The sequence below is a fragment of the Aedoeadaptatus ivorii genome (assembly GCF_900638585.1).
GTDB classification, from domain to species: domain Bacteria; phylum Bacillota; class Clostridia; order Tissierellales; family Peptoniphilaceae; genus Aedoeadaptatus; species Aedoeadaptatus ivorii.
This window is the reverse complement of sequence record NZ_LR134523.1, coordinates 819,798-843,434: the sequence shown is the minus strand read 5'-3', so window position 1 is coordinate 843,434 and position 23,637 is coordinate 819,798. Positions and strand designations below refer to the sequence as shown.

The 23,637-nt window shown below is 51.7% G+C and carries 25 protein-coding genes; 21 read left to right on the top strand and 4 right to left on the bottom strand.

Annotation, left to right across the window (positions count from 1 at the left end; translation table 11 throughout):
• From ruvA to EL294_RS04165, 16 genes are read left to right on the top strand one after another with little or no spacing between them, the layout of a single operon-like run.
• The gene (gene ruvA / locus EL294_RS04240) at window positions 1-591 is read left to right on the top strand and encodes a Holliday junction branch migration protein RuvA (RefSeq protein ID WP_126465459.1); all 591 of its coding nucleotides are present in this window, start codon (window positions 1-3) and stop codon (window positions 589-591) included.
• Window positions 592-604: 13 nt separating this feature from the next.
• Window positions 605-1,615 carry a Holliday junction branch migration DNA helicase RuvB gene (gene ruvB / locus EL294_RS04235; protein ID WP_126465458.1) on the top strand — a complete coding sequence of 337 codons (1,011 nt, stop codon included), beginning with the start codon at window positions 605-607 and terminating at the stop codon, window positions 1,613-1,615.
• Window positions 1,612-2,841: a SpoIID/LytB domain-containing protein gene (locus EL294_RS04230; protein ID WP_126465457.1), complete on the top strand. Its 1,230-nt coding sequence runs from the start codon at window positions 1,612-1,614 to the stop codon at window positions 2,839-2,841. Before ruvB ends, EL294_RS04230 begins: the two co-directional genes overlap by 4 nt.
• Before the next feature lie 10 nt (window positions 2,842-2,851).
• Window positions 2,852-3,883, top strand: coding sequence for a tRNA preQ1(34) S-adenosylmethionine ribosyltransferase-isomerase QueA (gene queA / locus EL294_RS04225; protein WP_126465456.1), 1,032 nt, complete (start codon window positions 2,852-2,854; stop codon window positions 3,881-3,883).
• Complete coding sequence (gene tgt, locus EL294_RS04220) at window positions 3,880-4,995, top strand: tRNA guanosine(34) transglycosylase Tgt (RefSeq protein ID WP_126465455.1); 1,116 nt, start codon at window positions 3,880-3,882, stop codon at window positions 4,993-4,995. The genes queA and tgt overlap by 4 nt, the downstream gene beginning before the upstream one ends.
• Before the next feature lie 18 nt (window positions 4,996-5,013).
• Entirely contained in the window at window positions 5,014-5,358 is a 345-nt protein-coding gene (gene yajC / locus EL294_RS04215; protein WP_232006449.1) for a preprotein translocase subunit YajC, read from the top strand.
• A 19-nt stretch (window positions 5,359-5,377) separates the two neighbouring features.
• Complete coding sequence (gene scfA, locus EL294_RS04210) at window positions 5,378-5,524, top strand: six-cysteine ranthipeptide SCIFF (protein ID WP_126465454.1); 147 nt, start codon at window positions 5,378-5,380, stop codon at window positions 5,522-5,524.
• A gap of 44 nt (window positions 5,525-5,568) precedes the next feature.
• Entirely contained in the window at window positions 5,569-6,930 is a 1,362-nt protein-coding gene (gene scfB, locus EL294_RS04205; protein ID WP_126465453.1) for a thioether cross-link-forming SCIFF peptide maturase, read from the top strand.
• The gene (gene recJ, locus EL294_RS04200; RefSeq protein ID WP_126465452.1) at window positions 6,927-8,645 is read left to right on the top strand and encodes a single-stranded-DNA-specific exonuclease RecJ; all 1,719 of its coding nucleotides are present in this window, start codon (window positions 6,927-6,929) and stop codon (window positions 8,643-8,645) included. The genes scfB and recJ overlap by 4 nt, the downstream gene beginning before the upstream one ends.
• 4 nt (window positions 8,646-8,649) lie before the next feature.
• Entirely contained in the window at window positions 8,650-10,806 is a 2,157-nt protein-coding gene (locus EL294_RS04195; protein WP_126465451.1) for a RelA/SpoT family protein, read from the top strand.
• 9 nt (window positions 10,807-10,815) lie between these two features.
• The gene (dtd, locus tag EL294_RS04190; RefSeq protein WP_126465450.1) at window positions 10,816-11,265 is read left to right on the top strand and encodes a D-aminoacyl-tRNA deacylase; all 450 of its coding nucleotides are present in this window, start codon (window positions 10,816-10,818) and stop codon (window positions 11,263-11,265) included.
• On the top strand, window positions 11,265-11,885 hold the full coding sequence (locus tag EL294_RS04185; protein ID WP_126465449.1) for an MBL fold metallo-hydrolase: 621 nt from the start codon (window positions 11,265-11,267) through the stop codon (window positions 11,883-11,885). The genes dtd and EL294_RS04185 overlap by 1 nt, the downstream gene beginning before the upstream one ends.
• A complete protein-coding gene (hemZ, locus tag EL294_RS04180; RefSeq protein ID WP_126465448.1) occupies window positions 11,882-13,258 on the top strand; it encodes a coproporphyrinogen dehydrogenase HemZ in 1,377 nt (458 codons plus the stop codon). Before EL294_RS04185 ends, hemZ begins: the two co-directional genes overlap by 4 nt.
• Window positions 13,255-14,787, top strand: coding sequence for a Mur ligase family protein (locus tag EL294_RS04175; RefSeq protein WP_126465447.1), 1,533 nt, complete (start codon window positions 13,255-13,257; stop codon window positions 14,785-14,787). The genes hemZ and EL294_RS04175 overlap by 4 nt, the downstream gene beginning before the upstream one ends.
• A gap of 8 nt (window positions 14,788-14,795) precedes the next feature.
• Window positions 14,796-16,574 (top strand): aspartate--tRNA ligase, encoded by a 1,779-nt coding sequence (gene aspS, locus EL294_RS04170; protein ID WP_126465446.1) that lies wholly within the window; start codon window positions 14,796-14,798, stop codon window positions 16,572-16,574.
• 4 nt (window positions 16,575-16,578) lie between these two features.
• Entirely contained in the window at window positions 16,579-16,995 is a 417-nt protein-coding gene (locus EL294_RS04165; RefSeq protein ID WP_126465445.1) for a SoxR reducing system RseC family protein, read from the top strand.
• Window positions 16,996-17,034: 39 nt separating this feature from the next.
• Here EL294_RS04165 and EL294_RS04160 read toward each other — a convergent pair whose 3' ends face one another.
• The 4 genes from EL294_RS04160 to EL294_RS04145 are packed head-to-tail and all read right to left on the bottom strand — an operon-like array spanning window position 17,035 to window position 19,183.
• The gene (locus EL294_RS04160) at window positions 17,035-17,535 is read right to left on the bottom strand and encodes a threonine/serine exporter family protein (RefSeq protein WP_126465444.1); all 501 of its coding nucleotides are present in this window, start codon (window positions 17,533-17,535) and stop codon (window positions 17,035-17,037) included.
• A gap of 1 nt (window position 17,536) precedes the next feature.
• Window positions 17,537-18,331 carry a threonine/serine exporter family protein gene (locus EL294_RS04155; RefSeq protein ID WP_126465443.1) on the bottom strand — a complete coding sequence of 265 codons (795 nt, stop codon included), beginning with the start codon at window positions 18,329-18,331 and terminating at the stop codon, window positions 17,537-17,539.
• Complete coding sequence (locus EL294_RS04150) at window positions 18,321-18,593, bottom strand: GIY-YIG nuclease family protein (RefSeq protein WP_164715218.1); 273 nt, start codon at window positions 18,591-18,593, stop codon at window positions 18,321-18,323. The genes EL294_RS04155 and EL294_RS04150 overlap by 11 nt, the downstream gene beginning before the upstream one ends.
• Complete coding sequence (locus EL294_RS04145; RefSeq protein WP_164715216.1) at window positions 18,584-19,183, bottom strand: regulatory protein RecX; 600 nt, start codon at window positions 19,181-19,183, stop codon at window positions 18,584-18,586. The genes EL294_RS04150 and EL294_RS04145 overlap by 10 nt, the downstream gene beginning before the upstream one ends.
• A gap of 131 nt (window positions 19,184-19,314) precedes the next feature.
• On the opposite strand from EL294_RS04145, the gene EL294_RS04140 reads away from it, so the two are divergent.
• The 5 genes from EL294_RS04140 to ispF are packed head-to-tail and all read left to right on the top strand — an operon-like array spanning window position 19,315 to window position 23,637.
• Window positions 19,315-19,752, top strand: a complete 438-nt coding sequence (locus tag EL294_RS04140) for an FHA domain-containing protein (protein WP_126465441.1) — start codon at window positions 19,315-19,317, stop codon at window positions 19,750-19,752.
• A 4-nt stretch (window positions 19,753-19,756) separates the two neighbouring features.
• Entirely contained in the window at window positions 19,757-21,025 is a 1,269-nt protein-coding gene (locus EL294_RS04135) for an FtsW/RodA/SpoVE family cell cycle protein (RefSeq protein WP_126465440.1), read from the top strand.
• Window positions 21,022-22,455, top strand: a complete 1,434-nt coding sequence (locus EL294_RS04130; RefSeq protein WP_126465439.1) for a peptidoglycan D,D-transpeptidase FtsI family protein — start codon at window positions 21,022-21,024, stop codon at window positions 22,453-22,455. The genes EL294_RS04135 and EL294_RS04130 overlap by 4 nt, the downstream gene beginning before the upstream one ends.
• Complete coding sequence (gene ispD / locus EL294_RS04125) at window positions 22,448-23,149, top strand: 2-C-methyl-D-erythritol 4-phosphate cytidylyltransferase (protein ID WP_126465438.1); 702 nt, start codon at window positions 22,448-22,450, stop codon at window positions 23,147-23,149. Before EL294_RS04130 ends, ispD begins: the two co-directional genes overlap by 8 nt.
• Complete coding sequence (gene ispF / locus EL294_RS04120) at window positions 23,146-23,637, top strand: 2-C-methyl-D-erythritol 2,4-cyclodiphosphate synthase (protein ID WP_126465437.1); 492 nt, start codon at window positions 23,146-23,148, stop codon at window positions 23,635-23,637. Before ispD ends, ispF begins: the two co-directional genes overlap by 4 nt.

Below are 23,637 nucleotides of genomic sequence, written 5' to 3'. Positions count from 1 at the left end.
TTGATCGATCGAATTTTGGGAAAAGTCGTCGAACGCGGTGGAGACTACGTCGTTTTGTCGACGGGCGGCTTGGCCTTTCGCGTATCCGTCTCCACCGCCTCATTACAGGAAATCGGCTCTGGCGAAGAGCAGATGCTCTATACCTATCTGCAGGTTCGGGAGGATGCGCTGCAACTATACGGCTTTAAGAACCGAGAGGAGCGGGAGCTTTTTCTTCTCCTAATCGGCGTAACGGGCATCGGGCCCAAAGTCGCCATGGGCGTGTTGAGCAGTATGGAAGACGACACGCTGATTTCCGCCATTCAAGGAGAAGATGTCACCCTTTTGACCAAGGCGCAGGGAATCGGCAAGAAGACGGCAGAGCGAATTATCTTGGAACTCAAGGACAAAGTTGGCGGTTTTGCGCCGACGGAAAATGCAAAGCCGATTCAGAAACGGAGCGCATCCGATCCCCGTTCCGAGGCGCTCGAAGCGCTGTTGGGGTTGGGGTATACCGAAAAAGAAGCGACTTACGGCATATCCTCTGCGGAAGGCGACGATATGGAATCGATATTAAAACAGGCGCTCAAGGCCCTGTACCGTCAAGGTTGAGAGGGAGGGGAATATGGAAGAGAATCGACTGGTTTCGAAGACGATATTGCCCGACGAGGAGCGGATGGAGAGCGCACTGCGCCCGAAATTCCTATCGGAATACATCGGCCAGAACAAAGCGAAAGAAAAGCTCGAGATCTTTACAGAAGCCGCCAAGATGCGAAACGAAGCCTTGGACCACGTCCTCCTCAGCGGTCCGCCGGGACTCGGGAAGACGACGCTTGCCAATATTATCGCCAATGAAATGCAGGTCAATATTCGCGTCACTTCAGGCCCTGCCATCGAGCGGCCCGGAGATTTGGCGAGCATCTTGACGAATCTCGACGAAAATGACGTCTTGTTTATCGACGAGATTCACAGAATTCCGCGCACGGTGGAAGAAGTTCTGTACCCGGCGATGGAGGATTTTGCCTTGGATATCATCGTCGGCAAAGGCCCTTCGGCGCGTTCACTTCGGCTGGATTTAAACCGCTTTACGCTGATCGGCGCTACCACGCGCTCGGGCCAGTTGGCTTCTCCTCTGCGAGATCGATTCGGCGTATTGTTGAATCTCGATTTGTACGATCCCGACAGTCTGAAACATATCCTGTTGCGCTCTTCCCGCATCTTGGGGATTCCCTTGAGTGAAAAGGGAGCGCTCGAGATCGCAAAGCGCAGCCGCGGCACGCCCCGGATCGCCAATCGCCTGTTAAAGCGAATTCGAGATTTCGCCGAAGTGAAAAGAGACGGCCTGATCGACGAGACGGTCGCCGAAGAGGGCCTGCAGCTGTTGGACGTCGACGCCTACGGGCTGGACGATTTGGACCGGCGCATACTCGATACGATGATCCGCGATTACGGAGGGCGTCCCGTGGGGATCGATGCCATCGCCGCCACATTGGGCGAGGAACGCATCACCATAGAAGACGTCTATGAGCCGTATCTCTTGCAGATCAATTTCGTGCAGAGAACGCCCAGGGGGCGGGTCGCCACAAAAAAGGCCTATGAACACTTAGGCATTCCCTTTACGGAGGAAGAAATATGAAAAGACTGTCGATCGTCGCCCTGCTCCTTTTGCTGTTCTTTAGCGCTCGACCGGGGATCGCCTATGCGGAAAATCTGCGGATAAAACTCGGATCCGAGCGTAAGCAGGTGGTACTCTCGTCGGATTCGGGCATAGCGAAAGATGGGGCGCCCGCAGGAAACGAGATTCGCATTTCCGCAGTGGATGCGAAAAAAGGCGTGCGATACAGTTCGCCCGCCGGAACGCTTTCTGTAGACGGCAGACCCTATCGAGGCGAAATAGAACTTTTGCCGAAGGGATCGAATATGGTGGTCGTCAATATCGTCGATATGGAATCCTATCTGCGCGGGGTCGTGCCCAAAGAAATTGGAAACGACACCGCCGCCGAGGCCTTAAAGGCGCAAGCGGTGGTATCTAGGAGCTTTGCCGTCGCCAATCGCGACAAATACATCCAGTACGGTTACAATCTCGAAGACGGCACCGCCTCGCAGGCGTACGGCGGCATGGCCGTCGAAGATCCGCGAACCGATGCCGCCGTGGCGGCTACGGCGGGGAAGGTGTTGTACTACGGCGAGAGTGTCGCCAATGCGATATTCCATGCGACCAGCGGCGGCAGGACCGAATCCATCGAAGACGTATGGGGCGGGGCCCCGGTTCCGTATTTGAAGGGGATGGACGATCCCGATTCCGTAAATACCACCCATAGTACTTGGACGGCGGAGTTTTCGATCGAGGTCATTCAAAAGGCATTTCCCGCCATCGGTGAACCGAAACGCCTCGTCGTCCTTTCGCGCACAAATAGCGGAAGGATTCACAATCTGCGTTTAGAAGGCACGAAGGACAATTTGGAAATGACGGGGAACGCATTTCGAATGAAAATGGGATCGGTGCAGCTAAAGAGTACGAACTTCCAGTCGATGGAAATACATTTGGCGGAAACAAAGCGGCCCGAGGTGATAACCGCTTGGGGCAAACGCCCATTGGGCGATGAGCATGTTCGCACCGCCCGCGAGACACGTGCCGTTTCGCTTCAAAACATGATCACCGCCGCGGGCATTCGCGAGATTTTTCAGCCTGTCTTTCCCGCCACCGAGGAGATCGACATTTCTCGCGGTCTCCGCGTGCGGGGCAGGGGGTATGGTCACGGCGTGGGCATGAGCCAATACGGCGCCATCGAAATGGCGAAGAAGGGAAAGACGTATCCGGAGATCCTGGCTTTTTATTTCCCGGGAACCCGAATTCGCTAGAAAGGATTCTATGAAGACCAGAGATTTTTATTATGATTTGCCGGAAGAATTAATTGCCCAACACCCCGCCGACAGAAGAGACGGCTCCCGGTTGCTCTATGTAAAAGCGGACGGAAGCTATAAAGACCTTATGTTTGCAGACATATTAGAATTGCTCCATCCGGAGGACGTTTTGGTACTGAACAACACAAAGGTCTTGCCCGCGCGAATTTTCGGCGCACGGCCGGGTAGAGAAGAGCGGATCGAGGTTTTATTGGTCAAGGATTTGGGCGCGGATCTCTGGCAATGCATGGTTCGACCGGGGAAAAAGCTTAAGCTCGGAGGCGAGATCGTATTTCCCGAGGGGTTACGGGGCGTCGTCGAGGCCATTACCGAAGACGGATTGCGGCATATTCGCTTTTGCTATGAAGGGGTGTTTTACGAAATTCTCGAAAAACTGGGACAGATGCCCCTGCCTCCGTATATCCACGAGACGCCGGAGGATCCCGATCGTTACCAGACGGTGTATGCGAAATACCTTGGCTCTGCGGCGGCGCCCACAGCCGGTCTGCACTTTACGGAGGATCTGTTTAAACGGATCCGCGAGAAGGGTGTAGCCGTGGCGGAGGTGACGCTGCATGTAGGACTGGGGACGTTTCGCCCCGTCAAAGTGGAAAATATCGAAGAGCACCATATGCATTCGGAGCGCTACCGCATCGACGAGGCGGCCGCAGAGACCATTCGCCGTGCGCAGGCAGTGGGCGGACGCGTGATCGCCGTAGGCACCACATCGATTCGCACTTTGGAAAGCTGTATGCAAAAACACGGTGCAATCGTCGCCGATGCGGGTGATACGGATATTTTTATCTACCCCGGCTACGAATTTCACTGTGTCGATGCCATCGTCACCAATTTTCACCTGCCGGAATCCACACTCTTGATGTTGGTTTCGGCCTTCGCCGGAAAAGACGTCATACTCGATGCCTATCGCCATGCCGTAGAAGCTCGATACCGCTTCTTTTCCTTCGGCGATGCGATGTTTTTAGAAAGGGGCGCTCGATGAAATTTACCGTAACCCATACCTCCTCCGATACAAAAGCCCGCCGCGGTGTGTTGGAGACCGCCCACGGCACGATTCAAACTCCGATCTTTATGCCGGTGGGTACCCTTGCCACCGTAAAGACTATGACGCCCGAAGAATTGAAGGAGATCGGCGCGCAAATTATCTTGAGCAACACCTACCATCTGTTTTTGCGACCGGGCATGGAGATTATGAAAGAGGCCGGGGGTCTGCATAAATTTATGCACTGGGACGGCCCCATCCTCACCGACAGCGGCGGTTTTCAGGTCTTCAGCCTCGCCCATCGTCGCAAGATTACCGAAGAAGGCGTGACATTTCGCAGCCATATCGACGGTTCTAAGCAATTCCTCTCGCCGGAAAAGTCCATCGAGATTCAACACATCTTGGGCAGCGACATCATAATGGCATTCGACGAATGTGCGCCATATCCCGCCACGCGGGAATATATCGAGAAGTCCAGCGAGCGAACCAGCCGTTGGGCGCTGCGTTGTAAGGAATATCACGGCGACAGGGTGGATCAAAATCTTTTCGGCATCGTACAGGGCGGAATGTATAAAGAGATTCGGCGGCGCAGTGCGGACCAGTTGGTCGCAATGGACTTTCCCGGCTATGCGGTCGGGGGATTGAGCGTCGGCGAGCCTTTGGACTTAATGTGCGACATCCTCGATTTTACGACGGACTTTTTGCCCAAGGACAAACCGCGATATTTGATGGGCGTGGGTACGCCGGACTATTTATTTGAAGCGGTAGAACGGGGCATCGATATGGCGGACTGCGTGCTGCCCACGAGAAACGCGAGAAACGGCACCTGCATGACGAGCGAAGGAAAGCTCGTCGTCAAAAATGCGAAATATGCGAAGGATTTTAGACCTTTGGATCCCGAATGCGATTGCTACGTGTGTCGCAACTATTCCCGCGCTTATATACGCCACCTCTTCCAAACGAAGGAGGTACTGGCCCTACGTCTTGCGAGCTACCACAATTTGTACTTTCTGCTTCAACTGATGGAGCGCATTCGCGCATCGGTCGAAGGCGACTACTTCCTTCAATATAAAGATGACTTTTATCGGAAGTATGGTTATAATAGTAAGTAGATCGACAGGAGGGTGATTATGGAATTTGGAAGCGGAACTTTTCCGTTAGGAGCTGCACAAGGACAGGCGTCGATGATTCCTACATTGGTGACCATCGTCATGATGATGGCGATCTTCTATTTCGGCATCATCCGTCCGAACAAAAAGAAAGAAAAAGAAGCGGCGAAAATGCTCGAAAACCTTGCCGTAGGCGATAAGATTCAGACCTATGGGGGCATTGTGGCGAAGATCGTTCAAATCAAAGAAGATGTCGTGCTCGTCGAGTCCAGCGGCATGAAGACGAGACTGGAACTCATGAAATGGTCGATTAAATCCGTTTTGAAGCCCGCCCATAAAAAGAGCAGCGAAGAAGAAACTGAATAAAATAGATAGGAGAGATACGATGAAGTACATAAAAACTTTAACCAAGCGTTCCCTGCGGAAGAACATGGAAAAGGCCGGATGCGGCGAATGTCAAACCTCTTGCCAATCGGCCTGCAAAACCAGCTGCACCGTAGGCAATCAAAAGTGTGAAAATATGGATAGATAAGGTTGTGGGTCTCCCACACCTTTTTCTTTTAGAAGGAGTTATTCGTGCGTAAAATTCATCGTTTTCAAGGCAATGGCAAAAATATCCTGTTGGACGTGGCGAGCGGTTCGGTCCACGTCGTCGACAATATGATTTTTGAAATGGCACCGGATATGGAGGACGCCAGCAAGGAGCAGATGATCCGAAAATTCGCCGATCGCTTCGGCTCAGAAGACGTTGCCGAGGGCTACGATGAGCTCCGCTATCTGATGGAAGAGGGATTGCTCTTTTCCGAGGATACGGATGTGGATCTGGGCGCATTCAATCCCGACTGCCATATTAAGGCGATGTGCCTCCACGTCTGTCACGATTGCAATCTGCGCTGCAAATATTGTTTTGCCTCCCAAGGCGATTTTCACGGCGAGCGCATGATGATGGATCTGGAAACGGGCAAACGCGCATTGGACTTTTTGCTGGAAAATAGCGGAAATCGACATAATCTCGAAGTGGACTTCTTTGGCGGCGAACCGTTAATGAATTTCGATGTGGTAAAGGCGCTGGTCGAATACGGACGGGAGCGGGAGAAGGCGTACGACAAGTGCTTCCGCTTTACCATGACCACCAATGGCCTCCTGTTGGACGATGAGAGCATCGATTACTTGAATCGGGAAATGGAAAATGTGGTTCTTTCTTTGGACGGTCGACGCGAATTAAACGACGCAATGCGTCCTACGGTGAACGGAAAGGGCAGTTACGATGCGATCATCCCGAAATTTCAAAAACTCGTAGAGAAGCGCGGCGACAAGGATTACTTTATACGCGGTACCTTTACCTCTCACAATCTTGATTTTTCCGAAGACATTCTCCACTACCGGGATCTCGGCTTCAAAAAGACATCGATGGAACCGGTCGTCACCGACCCCGAACGGGAATATGCGATTCGAAAAGAGCATCTGGACGCCATCCTCGAAGAGTACGAGCGGTTTAGCGAAAAATATCTCGAAATTCGAAGAGAAGATTCGGATTTTTTCTTCTTTCACTATATGATCGACCTTTCGGGCGGCCCCTGTGCCTATAAGAAAAGTATCGGATGCGGTGCGGGATCGGAATATGTGGCCGTGACGCCCACCGGCGACATTTATCCCTGTCACCAATTCGTCGGCGAAGAAGCGTTCAAACTGGGCAATGTCTACGACGGCATCGAGAACAAGGCGCTGCAAGACAAATTCCACAAGGCGGATGTGTTCCACAAAGAAGATTGCCGCGACTGCTGGGCGAAATACTTCTGTTCCGGCGGCTGCCATGCCAATGCCTATCACAACAACGGCGATATTCTGAAGCCCTTCGAAATCGGATGTATCATGGAGAAAAAGCGCCTGGAGTGTGCGCTATCTGTATACGCAAATGAGATAAGTGAGGCGGAATGAAGTACTGGTCTTTGAAGAATGAAAAACCGAAAGAGGAAATAGATTTTCGCGCATTGGGATTGCGGGAATGGGAATACCGCGTGTTGATCAATCGAAAGATCGATACGAAAGAGAAAATCCAAAAGTATTTCCATCCCGATGCGGAACAACTGCACTCGCCCATATCTATGAAGGATATGGTAAAAGCCGGGAATATCATTCAAAAGACCCGCGGTAAAATCCGCATTGTCGGCGACTACGATTGCGACGGAGTGATGAGTACGACCATATTACTTCGCGGGCTTCGCGGGCTGGGGTATACGGTAGATTATGTCATCCCCCATCGGCGGGAAGACGGATACGGCCTGCAGCCCGATATGGCGGAAGCGGCGGCAGAAGACGGCGTAGAACTCCTCATCACCTGCGACAACGGCATCGCCCAATTTGCTGCGATCGAGCGCGCCAAATCGTTGGGGCTTTCTGTGATCGTCCTCGACCACCACGAGGTGGTACAAGACGAAGGGAAGGACAAACTGCCGTCGGCGGATGCGGTCGTCGATCCCCACAGAAAGGATTGTTCGTATCCGTTTCAGGGTCTGTGCGGCGGCGCATTGAGCTACAAATTGATCCGCTATCTCTATACCATCGCCGGCAAGGCGGAGGACATGGATCCCGACTTTATCGCTTATGCCGCCATTGCGACGGTTTGCGACGTAATGGAATTGGTCGAGGAGAATCGCAACCTCGTCACCTTGGGTCTCGAGCGGCTCAATCATACGGAGCAGATCGGCATACGGGCACTTTGCGATGCCTGTGCGATTCGATCCGAAATCAGCGCCTATCATCTGGGGTTTATACTCGGGCCCACGATCAATGCGGCGGGCCGTTTGGATACCGCGGGCGATGCCGTAGAATTGTTTGTAACCGACGATCCTTCGCGGGCAAAGGAGATTGCGGCGTATCTGCGCGAACTAAACGCAAAGCGTCAGGCTCTTACCCAAGAGGGGCTTGCGCGCTTGGAGAAACAACTGGAAAATCCCAAGGAAGCGGTACAGCCCATCTATATCTTAAAGGACGAATCCATCGACGAGAGCATCGCCGGCATCATCGCGGGAAAGATCAAGGGCAAGTATCACCGCCCCTGTATCGTAATCACCGGCGCAAAAGACGGTCTCAAGGGCTCCGGACGCAGCATCGAAGCCTATAATATGGTCGAAGAAATCAGAAAGAGCGAGAAATATCTCAGCAAATTCGGCGGCCATGCCATGGCGTGCGGCTTGAGTCTGGCGCGCGGAAACTACCTCCCCTTTAAGCTCGACGTCATCGAAAAGAGCCGGTTGGATCCCAGAGATCTCGTGCCCCGCATACGACTGGATGCGGTTCTTTCGCTACAGGACGTGAGCGAAGATACGGTAGAGCGGCTTTCGCGATTTGCGCCCTTCGGAAACGGAAACGCACGACCGATTTTTGGCGCCACCGATGTGCAGCTTTTGCAGTACCGCGTGTTCGGAAAAAATAACAATGTAATTCGCATGGATCTGTCCTATAATGGTAGGAAATACGACGGTATATTATTTCAACCGGCGGAAGAGTTTACGGACTTTCTTCGCCGGGCAAGACGAGCGGACGGAAGCATTTTTATGGATATCGCCTATTGCCCCAAGATCGATACCTATGGCGGCAATCGGAAACTTCAGATTCAGATAGAAGCACTGCGACCGTCCAAGAAGCGGTGATAGAATGATTGAACAACTAATCGAAGCCATTCGTTCCTATAATCCCGATGCGGAATTCGATCAGGTATACAAGGCATTCGAATTTGCAGGTCGCCATCATAAAGGACAAAAGCGCAATTCAGGGGAGGACTATATCGTCCATCCTCTGCATGTTGCGCTTATTTTGGCGGAAATGAATATGGACGTCCCGACGATCATTGCGGGACTGTTGCACGATACCATTGAAGACACCGAGGTCACCTATGACGAGGTAAAAGACCTCTTCGGCGAGGAAGTCGCCGATCTGGTAGAAGGCGTGACCAAATTAAAGATGCTTTCCTACCAGACCAAACAGGAAAAACAGGCGGAAAATATACGGAAGATGGTCCTCGCCATGGCGAAAGACATCCGCGTGGTGATCGTAAAATTTGCCGACCGCCTGCACAATATGCGGACCTTGGAATATATGATTCCCGAGAAAAAACGCGACAAAGCCATGGAGACCATAGAAATCTATGCGCCCCTCGCCGATCGGCTGGGGATGAGCCGGGTGAAAATGGAACTGGAAGACCTTTCTCTGCGCTATTTGGATCCTGTCAATTATTATAATCTCGTAGAAATGGTCGATAAGCGGAGGAGCGAGCGGGAAGCGTTAATTCAAGCGCTGATCGAAGACATCTCGAATCAACTCAAAAAAGTCGGAATTGCCGCCGACATTACGGGAAGGCCGAAGAACTTTTACAGCATCTATAAAAAGATGATCAAAAAGGGGAAGACCTTCGGCGAGATTTACGACTTGCAGGCGATTCGGATTTTGGTAGATGACATCAAGGATTGCTATGGTGCGCTGGGCGTGGTTCACACCATGTATAAGCCGATCCCCGGGCGATTTAAGGACTATATCTCCATGCCGAAGCCGAATAAGTATCAGTCCCTCCACACCACGGTCATCGACGATCGGGGCGAGACCTTCGAGGTACAAATTCGCACTTGGGAGATGCACAAAACCGCCGAATACGGGATTGCGGCCCATTGGAAGTATAAAGAAGGCACGAAGAAGTCCACCAGTTTTGACGAAAATCTGACTTGGCTGCGCCAGCTTTTGGAGTGGCAAAAGGACCTCAAAGACCCCAACGAATTTATGGAAACTTTGAAGGTCGACTTCTTTGCCGACGAAGTATTTGTCTTTACGCCCAATGGCGATGTGATCAATCTGCCGGATGGCTCTACGCCCATCGACTTCGCCTACCGGGTGCATACCGCAGTGGGAAATACCTGTGTGGGCGCAAAGATCAACGGCCGGATCGTCCCGTTGAGCCACAAACTCAAAAACGGGGAGATCGTCGAAGTCATTACCAATAAGAATTCACAGCCCTCTCTCGACTGGCTAAAAATCGTACAGAGCCCGCAGGCGAAGACCAAGATCAAACAGTACTTTAAGGTCAAGGATCGGGACAAGAATATCCTGCGCGGACGAGAAATGATCGAACAAGAGGCCAAAAAACTGGGATACCGACCCTCCGATTTCGTTCGTGACGATTGGATGGAAGATGTAAAGGAGCGTCTGAAATTCGACGACCTCGACGATCTATACGCGCAGATCGGCTACGGCAGTATGAGCGTGCGGCAGGTGACCGCGAAACTCTCCGACTATATGAAGAAGGAAGAGCGAAAGCACAGGACTGCGCCGGTGCGCGCCGAAGAGATCCCGGTGGCGGAAAAGAAGGAACAGCGAAACACCAACGGCATTCAGGTAAAGGGTATCGACAATGTAAAGGTCCGCATCGCCAAGTGCTGTACGCCTGTACCCGGAGACGAAATCGTGGGATTTATTACCATGGGCCGCGGGATCAGCATCCACCGCTCGGACTGCATCAATCTGAAGAACAACCTGGAAGAAGAGAGATTGATTCCTGTTCGGTGGGATATGGGCGAAAACGAGACGTATAGCGCGGAGATCGAAATTCGCGCCGCCAACAAAAACAATGTATTGGCAGATATCGCCAATCGGATTCACGATTCCCGACTGGACATTCAAAACCTTTCGGCGCGGGAAGACAAGGATCATTTTTTGGTGGTTCGCATTACGGTGCGAATCCATCATATCGACGAGCTCTCGCGTCTGCTAAAGAAGCTCAAAAATATCGAAAATGTATTTGAAGTATATCGGGTCAGCGGTTAGGAGGTCAACGTGCGCGCAGTGGTGCAACGAGTAAAATATGCTACCGTCTCCGTCGACGGGGAAATTATTTCGCGGATCGACGCGGGATTGATGGTACTCATAGGCATTCGAGAAGAAGACGACAAAAAGGATATCGAATATATCGGAAAGAAAATCACGGGCCTACGAATTTTCCCCGACGAAGAAGGCGTTATGAACGTCAACGTCCAAGACACCGGGGGCGAAATTATGATTGTCAGTCAGTTTACGCTCTACGGCGATGCCCAAAAAGGCAACCGTCCCAGTTATATCCGCGCCGCCAAAGGAGAGATCTCGGAAGCGGTCTACGAGGATTTGATTGCCTATGTAGAAAAGAAGGGATTTTCTGTCGCTACGGGTCAATTTGGCGCCGATATGCAGATAGAGATGATTAACGACGGTCCAGTGACGATTTTATTAGACAGCGAAAGGAGCTTCTAATGGGCTATCAGAGAATACTCGTCGGCGGTATGACCAATGCCTATTTGGTCTATGACGAAAAGAAGCGCGGATTTCTCGTAGATCCCGGTGCAGAGGGCGATAAAATTCTCGCCATCGTCGAAGCTGCGGGCGTAAAAGTCGAGGCTATTTTGCTTACCCACGCCCACGGCGACCATATATCGGCCTTAAATCGCGTTCGCGACGCTTTGGGCGTGAAAGTATATATGCACAAGGAGGAGATGGTGATCTATGAGAGCGCCGACCACAACTTTGTCGCCATGTTGGGCGGCGAAGTGCCCGATCGTGCGCCCGACGTGTTGGTCGAAGACGGCGATACGATCGAACTCGAATGTGGCGAAATTCGCGTGATGCATACGCCCGGGCATACCCCCGGTTCCGTCTGCTACTTTTACGAGGACCTGATCTTGAGCGGCGACACCTTGTTTCAAGGGTCGATCGGAAGGACCGACTTTCCCTTGGGCGATATCCACGCCATGGCGGATTCCCTCAGAAAACTGACAAACTGCGACGAAAACGCCGTCGTATTGTCCGGTCACGGTTTCGAGACCACCATCGACGATGAGAAGCGCTCTAATCCCTTTATTCGGCAGCTCCTATGATTCGTATCGTAAACGCAACGGATTCCGAGATCCACACCCTATACGAGCTCTTGCGGATTTATTTTCCCGCCTTCGAGACCTCGGGCGAGCTTTTTCTCGTACTCGAGACGACGGCGGATACAAAGCGCGCCATTTTGTCCGTGGGCGAGCGCCAATACGAAAAGACATTCGAAAATGTAGGGGAGTACGAAACCAAACGCCATATCGCCGCCTGGATCGTGCGCGAAGTGGATCATCCCGCGAAGGAAAAATCCCTATGGGGCTCTTTGACCGGTACGAGACCGGTCAAATTTATGCAAAAACGCAGAAAAATTATGGGAGATGCGGCACGAGACTTTTTGATCGAGTCGTATTTGGTGCATCCGGAGATCGCCGATCTGTTGCTGGAGATTGCCCGTTTGGAAGCGGCAAAGACCGATCACTTAAAGGGAAAAGGATACTCGCTATATATCCACATTCCCTTTTGCCCGAGTCGGTGCGAGTACTGCAGCTATCCCACCATCGGGTCCGGAAACAAAGAAGCCGTACGCCACTATATGAAGTACCTGCTGATGGAGCTGGACTTCGTTCTCAGAAAACTCGACAAGGCGCCCGCGACCATATATATTGGCGGCGGCACGCCCACCTCCATCGCGGCGGAAGAGCTGGCGATGATACTCGATCGCTTGCGCTCCTTTGGCGACCGGGAGTTTACCCTCGAAGCCGGAAGGCCCGAGACGATTACGCCGGAATTGATGGCGATGCTCAAAGGCTATCCCGTATCGAGGATCAGCATCAATCCCCAGACCATGGTCGATGAGACCTTGGTGCGCATTCGACGTCCTCACAATAAAGAGGACATTTTAAACGCATACGATTTGGTACGAAATACCACGGATATGGCGATCAATATGGATTTGATCCTCGGCCTAGACGGAGAGGGGATGGACGAACTCTCGTATACCTTGGATTCGTTGATCCCGCTCTCTCCCGAAAATATCACCGTGCACGTATTGTCTTTGAAAAACGGATCGAAGATCTTCGAAAACCGCGGCGTCTTCCAAAAGAATACGACGCGCATGCAACAATACAGCTATAACCGCTTAAAAGCGGCCGGCTACATTCCCTATTATCTGTACCGGCAGAAGAGGATACTCGGCAATGGATCGAATATCGGCTATTCGCTGCCCGGGTACGAATCGTTGTATAATATGATTATGATGGAAGAAATCCATTCGGTCATCGGCGTGGGAATGTCGGCGACGACGAAATTGGTCGATGCGTCCAGAAAGACCGTTATGAAGTTTTCGAATTTCCGTAATTTAAGAGACTATACGGATCGTTTCGGCGAAGTCGTGCGGAAAAAATCCAAGTATTTAGGAGAATTACTATGAAACTCAATACATTGCTCGCCGGCATACCCATTGCCGAGCGGAGAGGACAAATAGATGAAGACGTTGAAATTCGCCGCATCTCCCACGACTCTCGAGAGATCGAGACGGGAGACATCTTCGTCGCCATCGAAGGCGTCTTGGCGGATGGACACGATTATGTCGCACAAGCCAAAGAAAAGGGTGCCTATCTTGCGGTCGTAGAAAAATTCGTGGAAGCAGATATTCCGCAGGTGCGCGTCGAAAACACGCGCAAGGCGCTTGCCGACCTCGCCTGTATCTACTTTGACCATCCTTCGCGGCAGATGGAAATATTCGGCGTCACCGCCACCAATGGCAAGACTTCTACCGCCTTTATGGTTCGCGATATCTTTAAGGCGGCGGGCTATCGGGTCGGCATGGTGGGTACCGTGGCGGTACAATACGGTGATGTGTCGATTCCTGCGATTTTGACGACGCCGGAAAGCATCCACCTGCAAGAACATCTTAGAAATATGGCCGATGCGGGGATCGAAGTGGTGGTAATGGAGGTTTCTTCCTCCGCCCAGGAACTCTATCGGTCGCGCGGCATCGAATTCGACATCGTCAGCTTTAACAATATTTCCGTGGAGCACTTGGAACAGCACGGCACCTTCGAAAACTACTTTCACTATAAGAGCCGACTGATCCGCCATGCCGACGAAGACACCGCCGTGCTATTAAATGTGGATGCGCCTTTGATTGCGGCACTTGCCGAAGACACCAAGGGACAGGTGTTTACCGCCGCCATCGACGAAGAGGCGATGGCGCGCATCGAGGGTATAGACATTTCGACGGGCTTTGCCAAGTTTACGTATCGCGTGGCGCGGGAATCGACGAAAGGCCGATGGACGCTTCCGAGTGTAGAAATCCCCGTGCATTTACAGGTGGCGGGATACCATTCGGTATTAAATGCCATGATGGCAATGACCTTCGGACTGTTGGGCGGCGTCGATCCCCAAACCGTCCGACGCGCCATGGAAGAATTTTCGGGCGTGGAACGGCGTTTTGAACTGATCTACCGCGGCGATTATATGATCCTCGACGACCATTTTGCCAATACGAAAAACATAGAGGTCACCCTCGAGACCCTGCACGCGATGGAATACAAGAATCTTCACATCCTCTATGCCATTCGGGGCAGCCGGGGCGCCGAACTCAATCGAGAAAATGCCGTGGAAACGGCGAAATGGATGGCGAGGTTGCCGCTAAAGACTTTCTATGCGACCAAAAGCGTCGAGGCGGTTTCTTCGAAGGATGTGGTCACCGATGCGGAATTGGAAGCCTTTCAAAATGTCATGCAGGACGCGGGCTACGAAATCCCCGTTATCGAACGACTGGACGATTCCATCCGCCGCATTCTGCCGGCGGTAGAGTCCGGAGACGTCTTGCTCCTCGCCGGCTGCCAGGGCATGGATCATGCCGCGAAGGTGATCTGGCAGGATCTCGCCGATCGTTCCCGTGGCGAAGAAAAGACGTATTGGTTGCAGAAAATAGACAATAGAATTTGTTAGGAGGAATCATGGGAGAAGCACTGGGTGCTCTGAAACGGAGCCATTTATGTGGGACGTTACGAGAAGAACATATCGGTGAGAAGGTCACCGTCATGGGGTGGGTCGCCAAATCGCGCGACCTGGGTTCTTTGGTATTTACCGACATTCGCGACTACACCGGCATTGTGCAGGCGGTCTGTAATGGCGAGACGGATGCCGCCTTATTCGAAAAGGCGACCAAATTGCGATCGGAATTTGTCGTCGCGGTGGTAGGCACCGTGCGCCCGCGCAGTTCTGTAAACGACAAGCTTCCCACGGGGAAAATAGAAATCTTGGCAGAAGAGCTGAAAATTTTGTCCGAATCCGACGTGCCGCCGATCTATGTCAAAGACGACGACGCGGTTTCCGACGACCTGCGCCTAAAATACCGAACCTTGGATTTGCGCAAGCCCCGCAGCCAAGAGATTCTCAGAACGCGTTCCCGGGTATATAAATTAACCAGGGACTTCTTCTATGCGGAAGGCTTTGCGGAAGTAGAAACACCTATGTTGAACAAGCCCACCCCCGAAGGGGCGCGGGACTACTTGGTTCCCAGCCGCATTCACGAAGGCGCGTTTTATGCGTTGCCGCAATCCCCGCAGCTGATGAAACAGCTTTTGATGGTCGGCGGCTTTGATCGGTATATTCAGATCGCCCGTTGCTTCCGCGACGAGGACCTGCGTTTTAACCGCCAACCCGAGTTTACGCAGATCGATATGGAATTGAGCTTTGTAGAGGCGGAAGATGTGATCGACGTCAACGAGCGTTATCTTTCCCATCTCTTCCGTGAAATTTTGGGAAAAGAAATTCCCACGCCATTTCCCCGCATGACCTACCGAGAGGCGATGGATCGCTACGGGGTGGATAAGCCCGACGTGCGGTTTGCGATGGAGCTGAAGGATGTTTCGGATTTGGTGGCGGAATCGGGCTTTAAGGTATTTGCCGACGCCGTGGCGGGAGGCGGCAGCGTGCGCGCCATCGTCGTAAAAGATGGCGCCGCCTTCTATTCCCGAAAAAAAATAGACAAACTCACCGATTATGTGAAGGACTTCGGCGCCCACGGACTCGCCTGGGCGAAGCGGAATGCCGACGGCACGCAGTCGCCGGTGCTGAAGTTCGTCGGCGAAGAAGGTATGGATGCGATTTTTGAACGCACGGGCGCGGAAGAAGGCGACCTCGTACTCTTTGTGGCCGATAAAAACGACGTGGTCTACGCTGCGTTGGGAAATCTGAGAAACCACATCGCCGAGGAGATGGACCTGATCCCCGAAGACGTGCTCGCACCGCTTTGGATCGTAGAGTTCCCCCTCTTCGAATACGACGAAGAGGAAGCGCGCTATGTCGCAAAACACCATCCCTTTACCGCTCCCATGGACGAAGATTTGAACAAGATCGAATCCGATCCCGCAAACTGTCGCGCCAAGGCGTACGACATCGTCATCAACGGCGACGAAATGGGCGGCGGATCCATTCGGATCCACGACGCTGCGGTACAAAATAAGATGTTTGCGGCGCTGGGATTCAGCAAAGAAGAAGCGGAAGAAAAATTCGGATTTCTGATCGAAGCCTTCCGCTACGGTGCGCCGCCGCACGGCGGACTCGCCTATGGTTTGGACCGCCTGATCATGCTTCTTACGGGAGAGAAAAATATGCGGCACGTAATCGCCTTTCCCAAGACGCAATCGGCGAGCGACCTGTTGACCGGAGCGCCGGTAGAACTTCCCGCGGAACAATTGAAAGAAGTGCATATACGCGTAGTAGAGGAGTGATTCTATGGATCAACTGGGACATGTCGTATCGGTAAAAGACGGCATGGCATATATGGAAGTGACGCGAAAGGGCGCATGCGGTTCCGCCTGTGCCACCTGCACAAATGGCGCCTGTGAATCGAAGACCGAATACATTGCAGTGCCCAATGAACTGGGTGCCAAGGTGGGAGATTGGGTCGAGTTGTATGTAAACGACACCTTTGTCTTGCGTTCGATCTATAAATTGTACGGCATCCCCTTAGCGATATTTTTGATCGCCGTCTTTGCCGGTCAATACTTGATCGCAGATAGCGTAGCAAATCGGGATCTGTATATCTTTGGATTGGGATTTTTGTCGCTGCTTATTAGTTATTTCGTATTAAAACGGGCGGATGCGGGAAGAGAACAGGACACTTCGCCCAGGATGAAAAGAATCATGTAAAAAAACGCGGGTGACCCGCGTTTTTTTCATGTTCATAATTTATGATTTGATCGACGGAAAGTCCCGGTAGCGGCCGAAAGGGCGGGAGGAGTTTTTCATAGATCTCTGTCGAAAACTCTTCAGCGATCTCGAAAAAAGGGTAGAGGCGACGATGCCCACAGAAAGCGCGATGGCGATTGAAAAGGTCTTTACCGCTTCTTTCAGAAACAAATCCATATTTTCCTGGATCAGATAGCTCATGGTATAGTACATGCCGCCGCCGGGTACCAGGGTAATCAAGCCGGACATACTGAAGATGGTCGACGGCATTTTGAAGATGCGCGAGCAGAGTTCGCCGCAGCTGCCGATCATAAATGCCGCGACAAAGGCGCCGAAGAAGGCGTTTCCGCCCAAATCCATGACCTTCAAATAAATCAGATAGGCGATCGCGCCGATAACGGCGCCGGGTAAAATAGCGCGTTTCGGGGCGTCGACGGGCACCACATAGCCGATGGTCGCAGCGACGGAGATTATAAACAGCAATAGAATATTTCCGGACATATCAGCCTCCCAATACTTTTAAGAAACTCAAAACAAAGCCCACGCCCAGAGCGATGGCGAGGGCGACGAAGATGCCCTTCGTAATTCCGATAACGCCGGAGAGATAGTCGCCGCTGATGATATCGCGAAAGGAATTGGTGATCGTCATACCCGGCACCAAGGGCATAATAGAGCCGATAATAATCATATCCATATGGAGTTCGGCGAAACAAAAGGAACCGACAAGGGCGAGCAGTGAGATGATCAAGGTACCGAAGAAGGCTTCCGGAAAAAAGGTGAGATTCCGTTTCGACATTAGGTATAAGCAAAAACTCAATATCGCGCCGACCAAAAACGTATAGACGAGATCCGCCCAGTTTCCGCCGAAGAGCATGGCAAATGAGCCGCTGCACATGCCGGTAAAGAACATTTTTGTAAGGGGCGGGGCGACCGGTATGGACCAGATCGACAGGAGCTGCTCCCGCGCCTCCCGAAGGGAAATATCGCTCTCGACGAATTCTCTCGAGAAGGCATTCAGCGCCTGTATGCGTCCCAAATGCGTTCCATAGGAATCGATGTCCTTAAAAATCGTAATGGTCTCGTTGTCGTAATCGAGGGACAGAAATATGGCGGAACTTAAGGCGAAGACGTCGACGTCGCGGATATTGGCGCGGGATTCGCACATACGCATAATGGTATCTTCCGCCCGATAGATCTCCGCGCCGTTGCCGATTAGCATTTGCCCGGTGGTCAATGCGAGATTCATCAGTTCCTTCGCTTCCGCAGCGGATTGAATGCTCGGTCTGTTATTTTTCATTGGCGTCCTCCTTTCTTCGTATCAAATCCAATTTTTTTTGTCGGGTCAATTGCTTCAGGGCGTATTCCCGCTTCAACGCATCCGATCGGCTTTCTTGTTCTTCTATATATACCATATTTACGGGCAGTCGACCGCGGGTATATTTGGCGGCGATCCCCGCGTTGTGCTCCTTCAGGCGACGCGGGGGATCGGTGGTATAGCCTGTATACAGGCTTCCGTCGGCGCAGCGGAGTATATAGACGTAATGCGAAATTATGTCCATTCCGACATCCCCTTCCGAATCGCATCGTAGTGAAAGCCACGGTTCATAAAAAATCGAATGATCTTCGGCTTCTCTTTTTTCAAAGAACCACCTCGAACAAATCGTTTTTCCGTGAGGGCACGAATCTTTTCGATTTCTTCTTCGACGGAATACTCCGCTAGCGCCCGGTCGATGCAATCGTCCGGCACCTTTTTTTGTCGCAACAGATAGGCGATTTTAATCGGTCCGTAGCCGTTGATATTTTTTTTGTCGCGGCAATATAAGATCGCATATTCTCTGTCGTCGACGTATCCGTACGTCTCCAGATAGGAAATCGCGGCATCGATCGTCGTATCGGCAAATTCCCGCTCTGAAAGCAGTCTGCGAATCTCGCCTTCGGTCTTGCGGTTTCTGAGCTTGGATAGAGCAATATCGATCGCCTCTTGTCTCTTTGAATCCGCGTGGATTTCTCGAATCTCGTCTTGCGACAGATCTTTGCCTTTATAGAGATTATGACGCACGAAAACGGATTCTGTAATGCGTATTTCTTCCTCATTATCGCCGCGGAGGATGAAATCTTTCCCCGCCTTTTCAATTCGTAAAATAATCATAGACATCACGGATTTATTTTATCATAGATCGCGATTTTTGCGATCTCGATCCCCAAAGGGTGAGGCGCGGCTTTCATTGATAATGCGCCCTTTCTGTGATAATATTTACTTAAAATTGAATGGGGTGTCAGATGATTGCAATACTGTCGCAAATTTTAAAATATATATTTATACTTATCATCTATCTGTTTATCTTTACGATCATTCGGATGATCTATTTGGACATCCGATCTATGAAGGCGACAGATATTCAAAAAGATGAGGCGTATCTGAAAGTCGTCAACCGACTGGATTCGTTGAACTTCAAAATGCAGGAATACTATGTATTGCGCGGCACGACGAAATTGGGTCGAAGCAGCAAAAATGATATCGTGATCAAAGACAATTTCGTCTCTAAAAATCACTTGGTGATCGAAAAAGCAGACGGAAAGTATTATATCCGAGATCTCCACAGTGCCAACGGAACTTTCTTAAACGGGAATACGCTCTATGAAGAGGCAGAACTGAAAAACGGCGACCGCATCGGCGTCGGATTTATCCAATTCCTGTTTGTCGATCAAGGTAGGTGATCCCATGAGAGAAAAATTGCTCAGACGTCCGCGCGACCTCTTGCTGATCTTCGAAATTCTCGCCATCGTCTTGGTATTTTATACCTACGACGGCCAGCTGGATAGACAGTTTCTGTTTTTAGCCGGCGGCCTGATCTTCGTAATCTATATTTCAAACTTTATCTTGGGCAAGATCACGACGGGCGATAATTATATATTTTTAATCGTATCCCTTTTACTGACGATTGGTGTCACTACGATCTTTCGTATCGATCCGGAAACGGGTATCAAGCAACTCCAATGGGCTTTTATAGGGGTTTTGTTTTTTTATGCCACTTATTTTATCGTGCGCATCCTGCCCAATCTCGAGCGGTTCGGTTCCCTCGCCCTCGCCGTCAGTGTGGCGTTGTTTTTGGCGACGTTAATTTTCGGAAAAACCGTAGGCGGAGCGCGCAACTGGCTCAATCTAGGCTTTATCGTCTTTCAGCCGACGGAGTTTATTAAGATTCTATTGATGTTTATTCTGGGCGGGTTTTATGCAAACTACGAAAAGTATACGCGCTTTCCCTATGCCAGCTACATCATTTTGGCGGTCATTTATTTCTTCGTCCTGCTCCTGTTTATCCAGCGGGATTTGGGAACGGCCGTGCTCTTTATGGCGATGTATCTCGCCATCCAATTTATCTACGATCCGGATATTAAGGCTTTCTTTGTAAACCTCGGCCTACTCGCCGTCGGGAGCGTCGCCGGGTTCTTTCTCTTCGGTCACGTGCGCACCCGCGTGAATATTTGGCTGAATCCCTGGGAGGACGTATATAACGCAGGAAGGCAGGTCGTACAATCTCTCTTTGCCATCGCGGAAGGCGGATTTTTCGGCGCGGGCATCGGCTTCGGGCATCCGGAGCTGATCCCCGTATCCGTTTCGGACTTTATCTTTCCGGTCATCTGTGAAGAGATGGGTCTGTTTGCGGGATTCGCCGTCATCCTCTTGTATCTGCTCCTCGTCTACCGGGGCATAAAGATAGCACTGGAACAAGAATACAAGTTCTACCGCATGCTGGCGATCTCCGCTACGGTCTTGATTTCGGTACAGGCTTTTTTGAACATCGGCGGGGTCATAAAATTGATTCCCATGACGGGGATTACGCTGCCCTTTATGTCCTACGGCGGGAGCTCTATTCTTTCGAGCTTTATCGCCTTGGGAATCCTACAGGTCGCCTCTGAAGATCTGTCCTGGAAGTACGAAAAATCGACGGAGCCGGAAGAGGCGAAGAATATGGGAGAGATATCGTGAACAAATCCGAAAATCGAAAGATAATCATCCTCCTGGCGGGCCTGATGTTGCTTTTTTTGGGCGCGATTCTGTATTTGACGTATTTTTACTTCTTCGAAGCGGAAACCGTCAAGAAGCATCCGTCCAATCGGCGGAGTTATATCGCCGAAGCGCAGGTTAAGCGGGGCGATATTTACGATAGAAACGGCGAGTTGCTCGCCACCTCCAAGGGAGAGCCGGGCAAGTATTATCGGGAGTATACCTATCCGATTCTGTATTCGCATTTGATCGGCTACTCTCATACTTCTTTGGGAAAGAGCGGCTTAGAATCGAGCTATAACGATTATCTGCTGAACAGAAACGGAAACCGCACCTTAAAAGAACTTTCGGATATGATCCGAAACCGCAAACAGGACGGCAACTCTTTGATCCTAACGATGGATACGCAGGTGCAATCCAAGGCGCGGGAAATCCTCGAGGAAAACACCGAAAAGGGCAGCATCGTGCTGATGAACCCGAAAACCGGAGAAATCTATGCGATGGTCTCGCTCCCGGACTACAATGCGGCAACCGTGGCGGAGGATTGGAATACGCTGCAACAAAACGAAGCGGGCGCGCTACTGAACCGATCGATCAACGGAAAATATCCGCCCGGATCCACCTTTAAGGTGATTACGGCATCGGCTCTGTTGGATCAGGATCGGGTGAATCTAAACTATGAGGATACGGGTTCCCAAGTCATCGACGGCAGAGAATTTAGAAATGCAGGCGGGGGACAATACGGCGCAATCGATCTCCGGGAAGCTTTGATGAAGTCGGTGAATACCTATTTCGTCAGTAAGGGATCACAGCTGGGACAAGAAGCCCTGGGCAATGCCTCGGATAAATTCCATTTCAATGCGAAAATTCCCTTCGACCTTCCCGTATCGGTCTCGGTCTTCGATTACCAAAAAAACCTCCCCAAGACCACTTTGGCGGCCTCCGCCATCGGGCAGGGGGATGTGTTGGCGACGCCTTTGAATATGGCGATGGTCGCCTCTGCCATCGGAAACGAAGGCAAAATGATGCGGCCCATCCTCGTCAAAGAAATCGACGACGCCAAGGGCACCAAGATCGAAGGGAGAGAGCCCGAGGTCCTGCGAGAATCCGTTTCGCCGGAAATCGCGGAGACCTTGAACAAGTACTTGATCTCTGCGGTACAGGACGGAACCGGAAAAAAGGCCTCCCTCCGTTCGGTACAGGTGGCCGGGAAGACGGGTACGGCAGAAAATGCCTCCGGCAAGGATCACGCCTGGTTTATCGGTTACGCGCCGGCAGAGGACCCGCAGCTTGCGGTCGCTGTCTTGGTAGAGCAGGCGAACAGCACCGGCGGGGCGGCGGCGGCACCGATCGCCGCCGACATCCTCTCCTATGGATTGCGACATATCGCAGCAGAGGGCCAAGATGAGTAAACAAGAAGTGTGTGCGATGATTGCCGCGGCGGGAATGGGCCGGCGCATGAATTACGAACTCAATAAGCAGTTTCTTCCCATCCGCGGCAAGCCCATGATCCGCCGAACGCTGGAAAAGTTCGACGTCATGGAGGAGATCGACAAAATCGTGCTCTTGATTCGCGAAGGGGAAGAGCCCATGATCGCATCGATCCTTCATGCGATGCAGCCGATTCACCCCATTCACATCGTGATCGGCGGAAAGGAAAGACAGGACAGCATTTGGCAGGGACTGCAGTTTCTTTCGGACTGGGACGGCATCGTCTTGACCCACGACGGCGCGCGGCCTTTTATCACACGTGCGGAGATCCTCGAGAGCATTCGCTGTGCGGAAGAATACGGCGCCTGTTGCCTGATGACGCCTATGAAGGATACGGTCAAGATCAGTAGCGACGGCAAATGGGCGCGGGTCACCCCCGATCGTTCCAAATTGTATGCCATTCAAACGCCCCAGGGATTTCAAAAGGACGTCCTGGTGCATGCCTATAGGCAGGCTTTCGACGAAGGATATTACGGCACGGACGATTGTTCCCTGGTCGAAAAGACGGGAAAGAGCGTTCGCTTGATCCCGGGCTCTTATAACAATATTAAAATCACGACGCCGGAAGACTTGATTCTGGCGGAGGCCATTTGCGAGGATAGGGATGAATTATGAAAATCGGAATCGGCTATGATGTTCATCGATTGACGACGGGGCGGGATTTGATTCTCGGCGGGGTTAAGATTCCCCACGAAGCCGGGCTCCTGGGACACTCGGATGCGGATGTACTCGTGCACGCCATCGAAGATGCGATCTTGGGGGCCCTCGCCCTGGGCGACATCGGGAAACTGTTTCCCGATACGGACCCGCAGTATAAGGACGCTTCGAGTATTCGAATGCTCGAAGAAGTGGTGGCGCTTATGCAAAAGAAGGGCTATACGCTGGGCAATGTCGATGCCACCATTATGGCACAGCGGCCCAAACTTTCGCCCTATATCGATGCGATGCGCGCCAATTTGGCCGCCGTGTTCTCAAAAAATATCGACGATATTTCCGTGAAGGCTACCACCACAGAGCAAATGGGGTATGAAGGTAGAGAAGAGGGCATAACCGCCATGGCGGTCGTGCTGCTAAAACCCGTTGAATCCAAGAAAGGACGATAA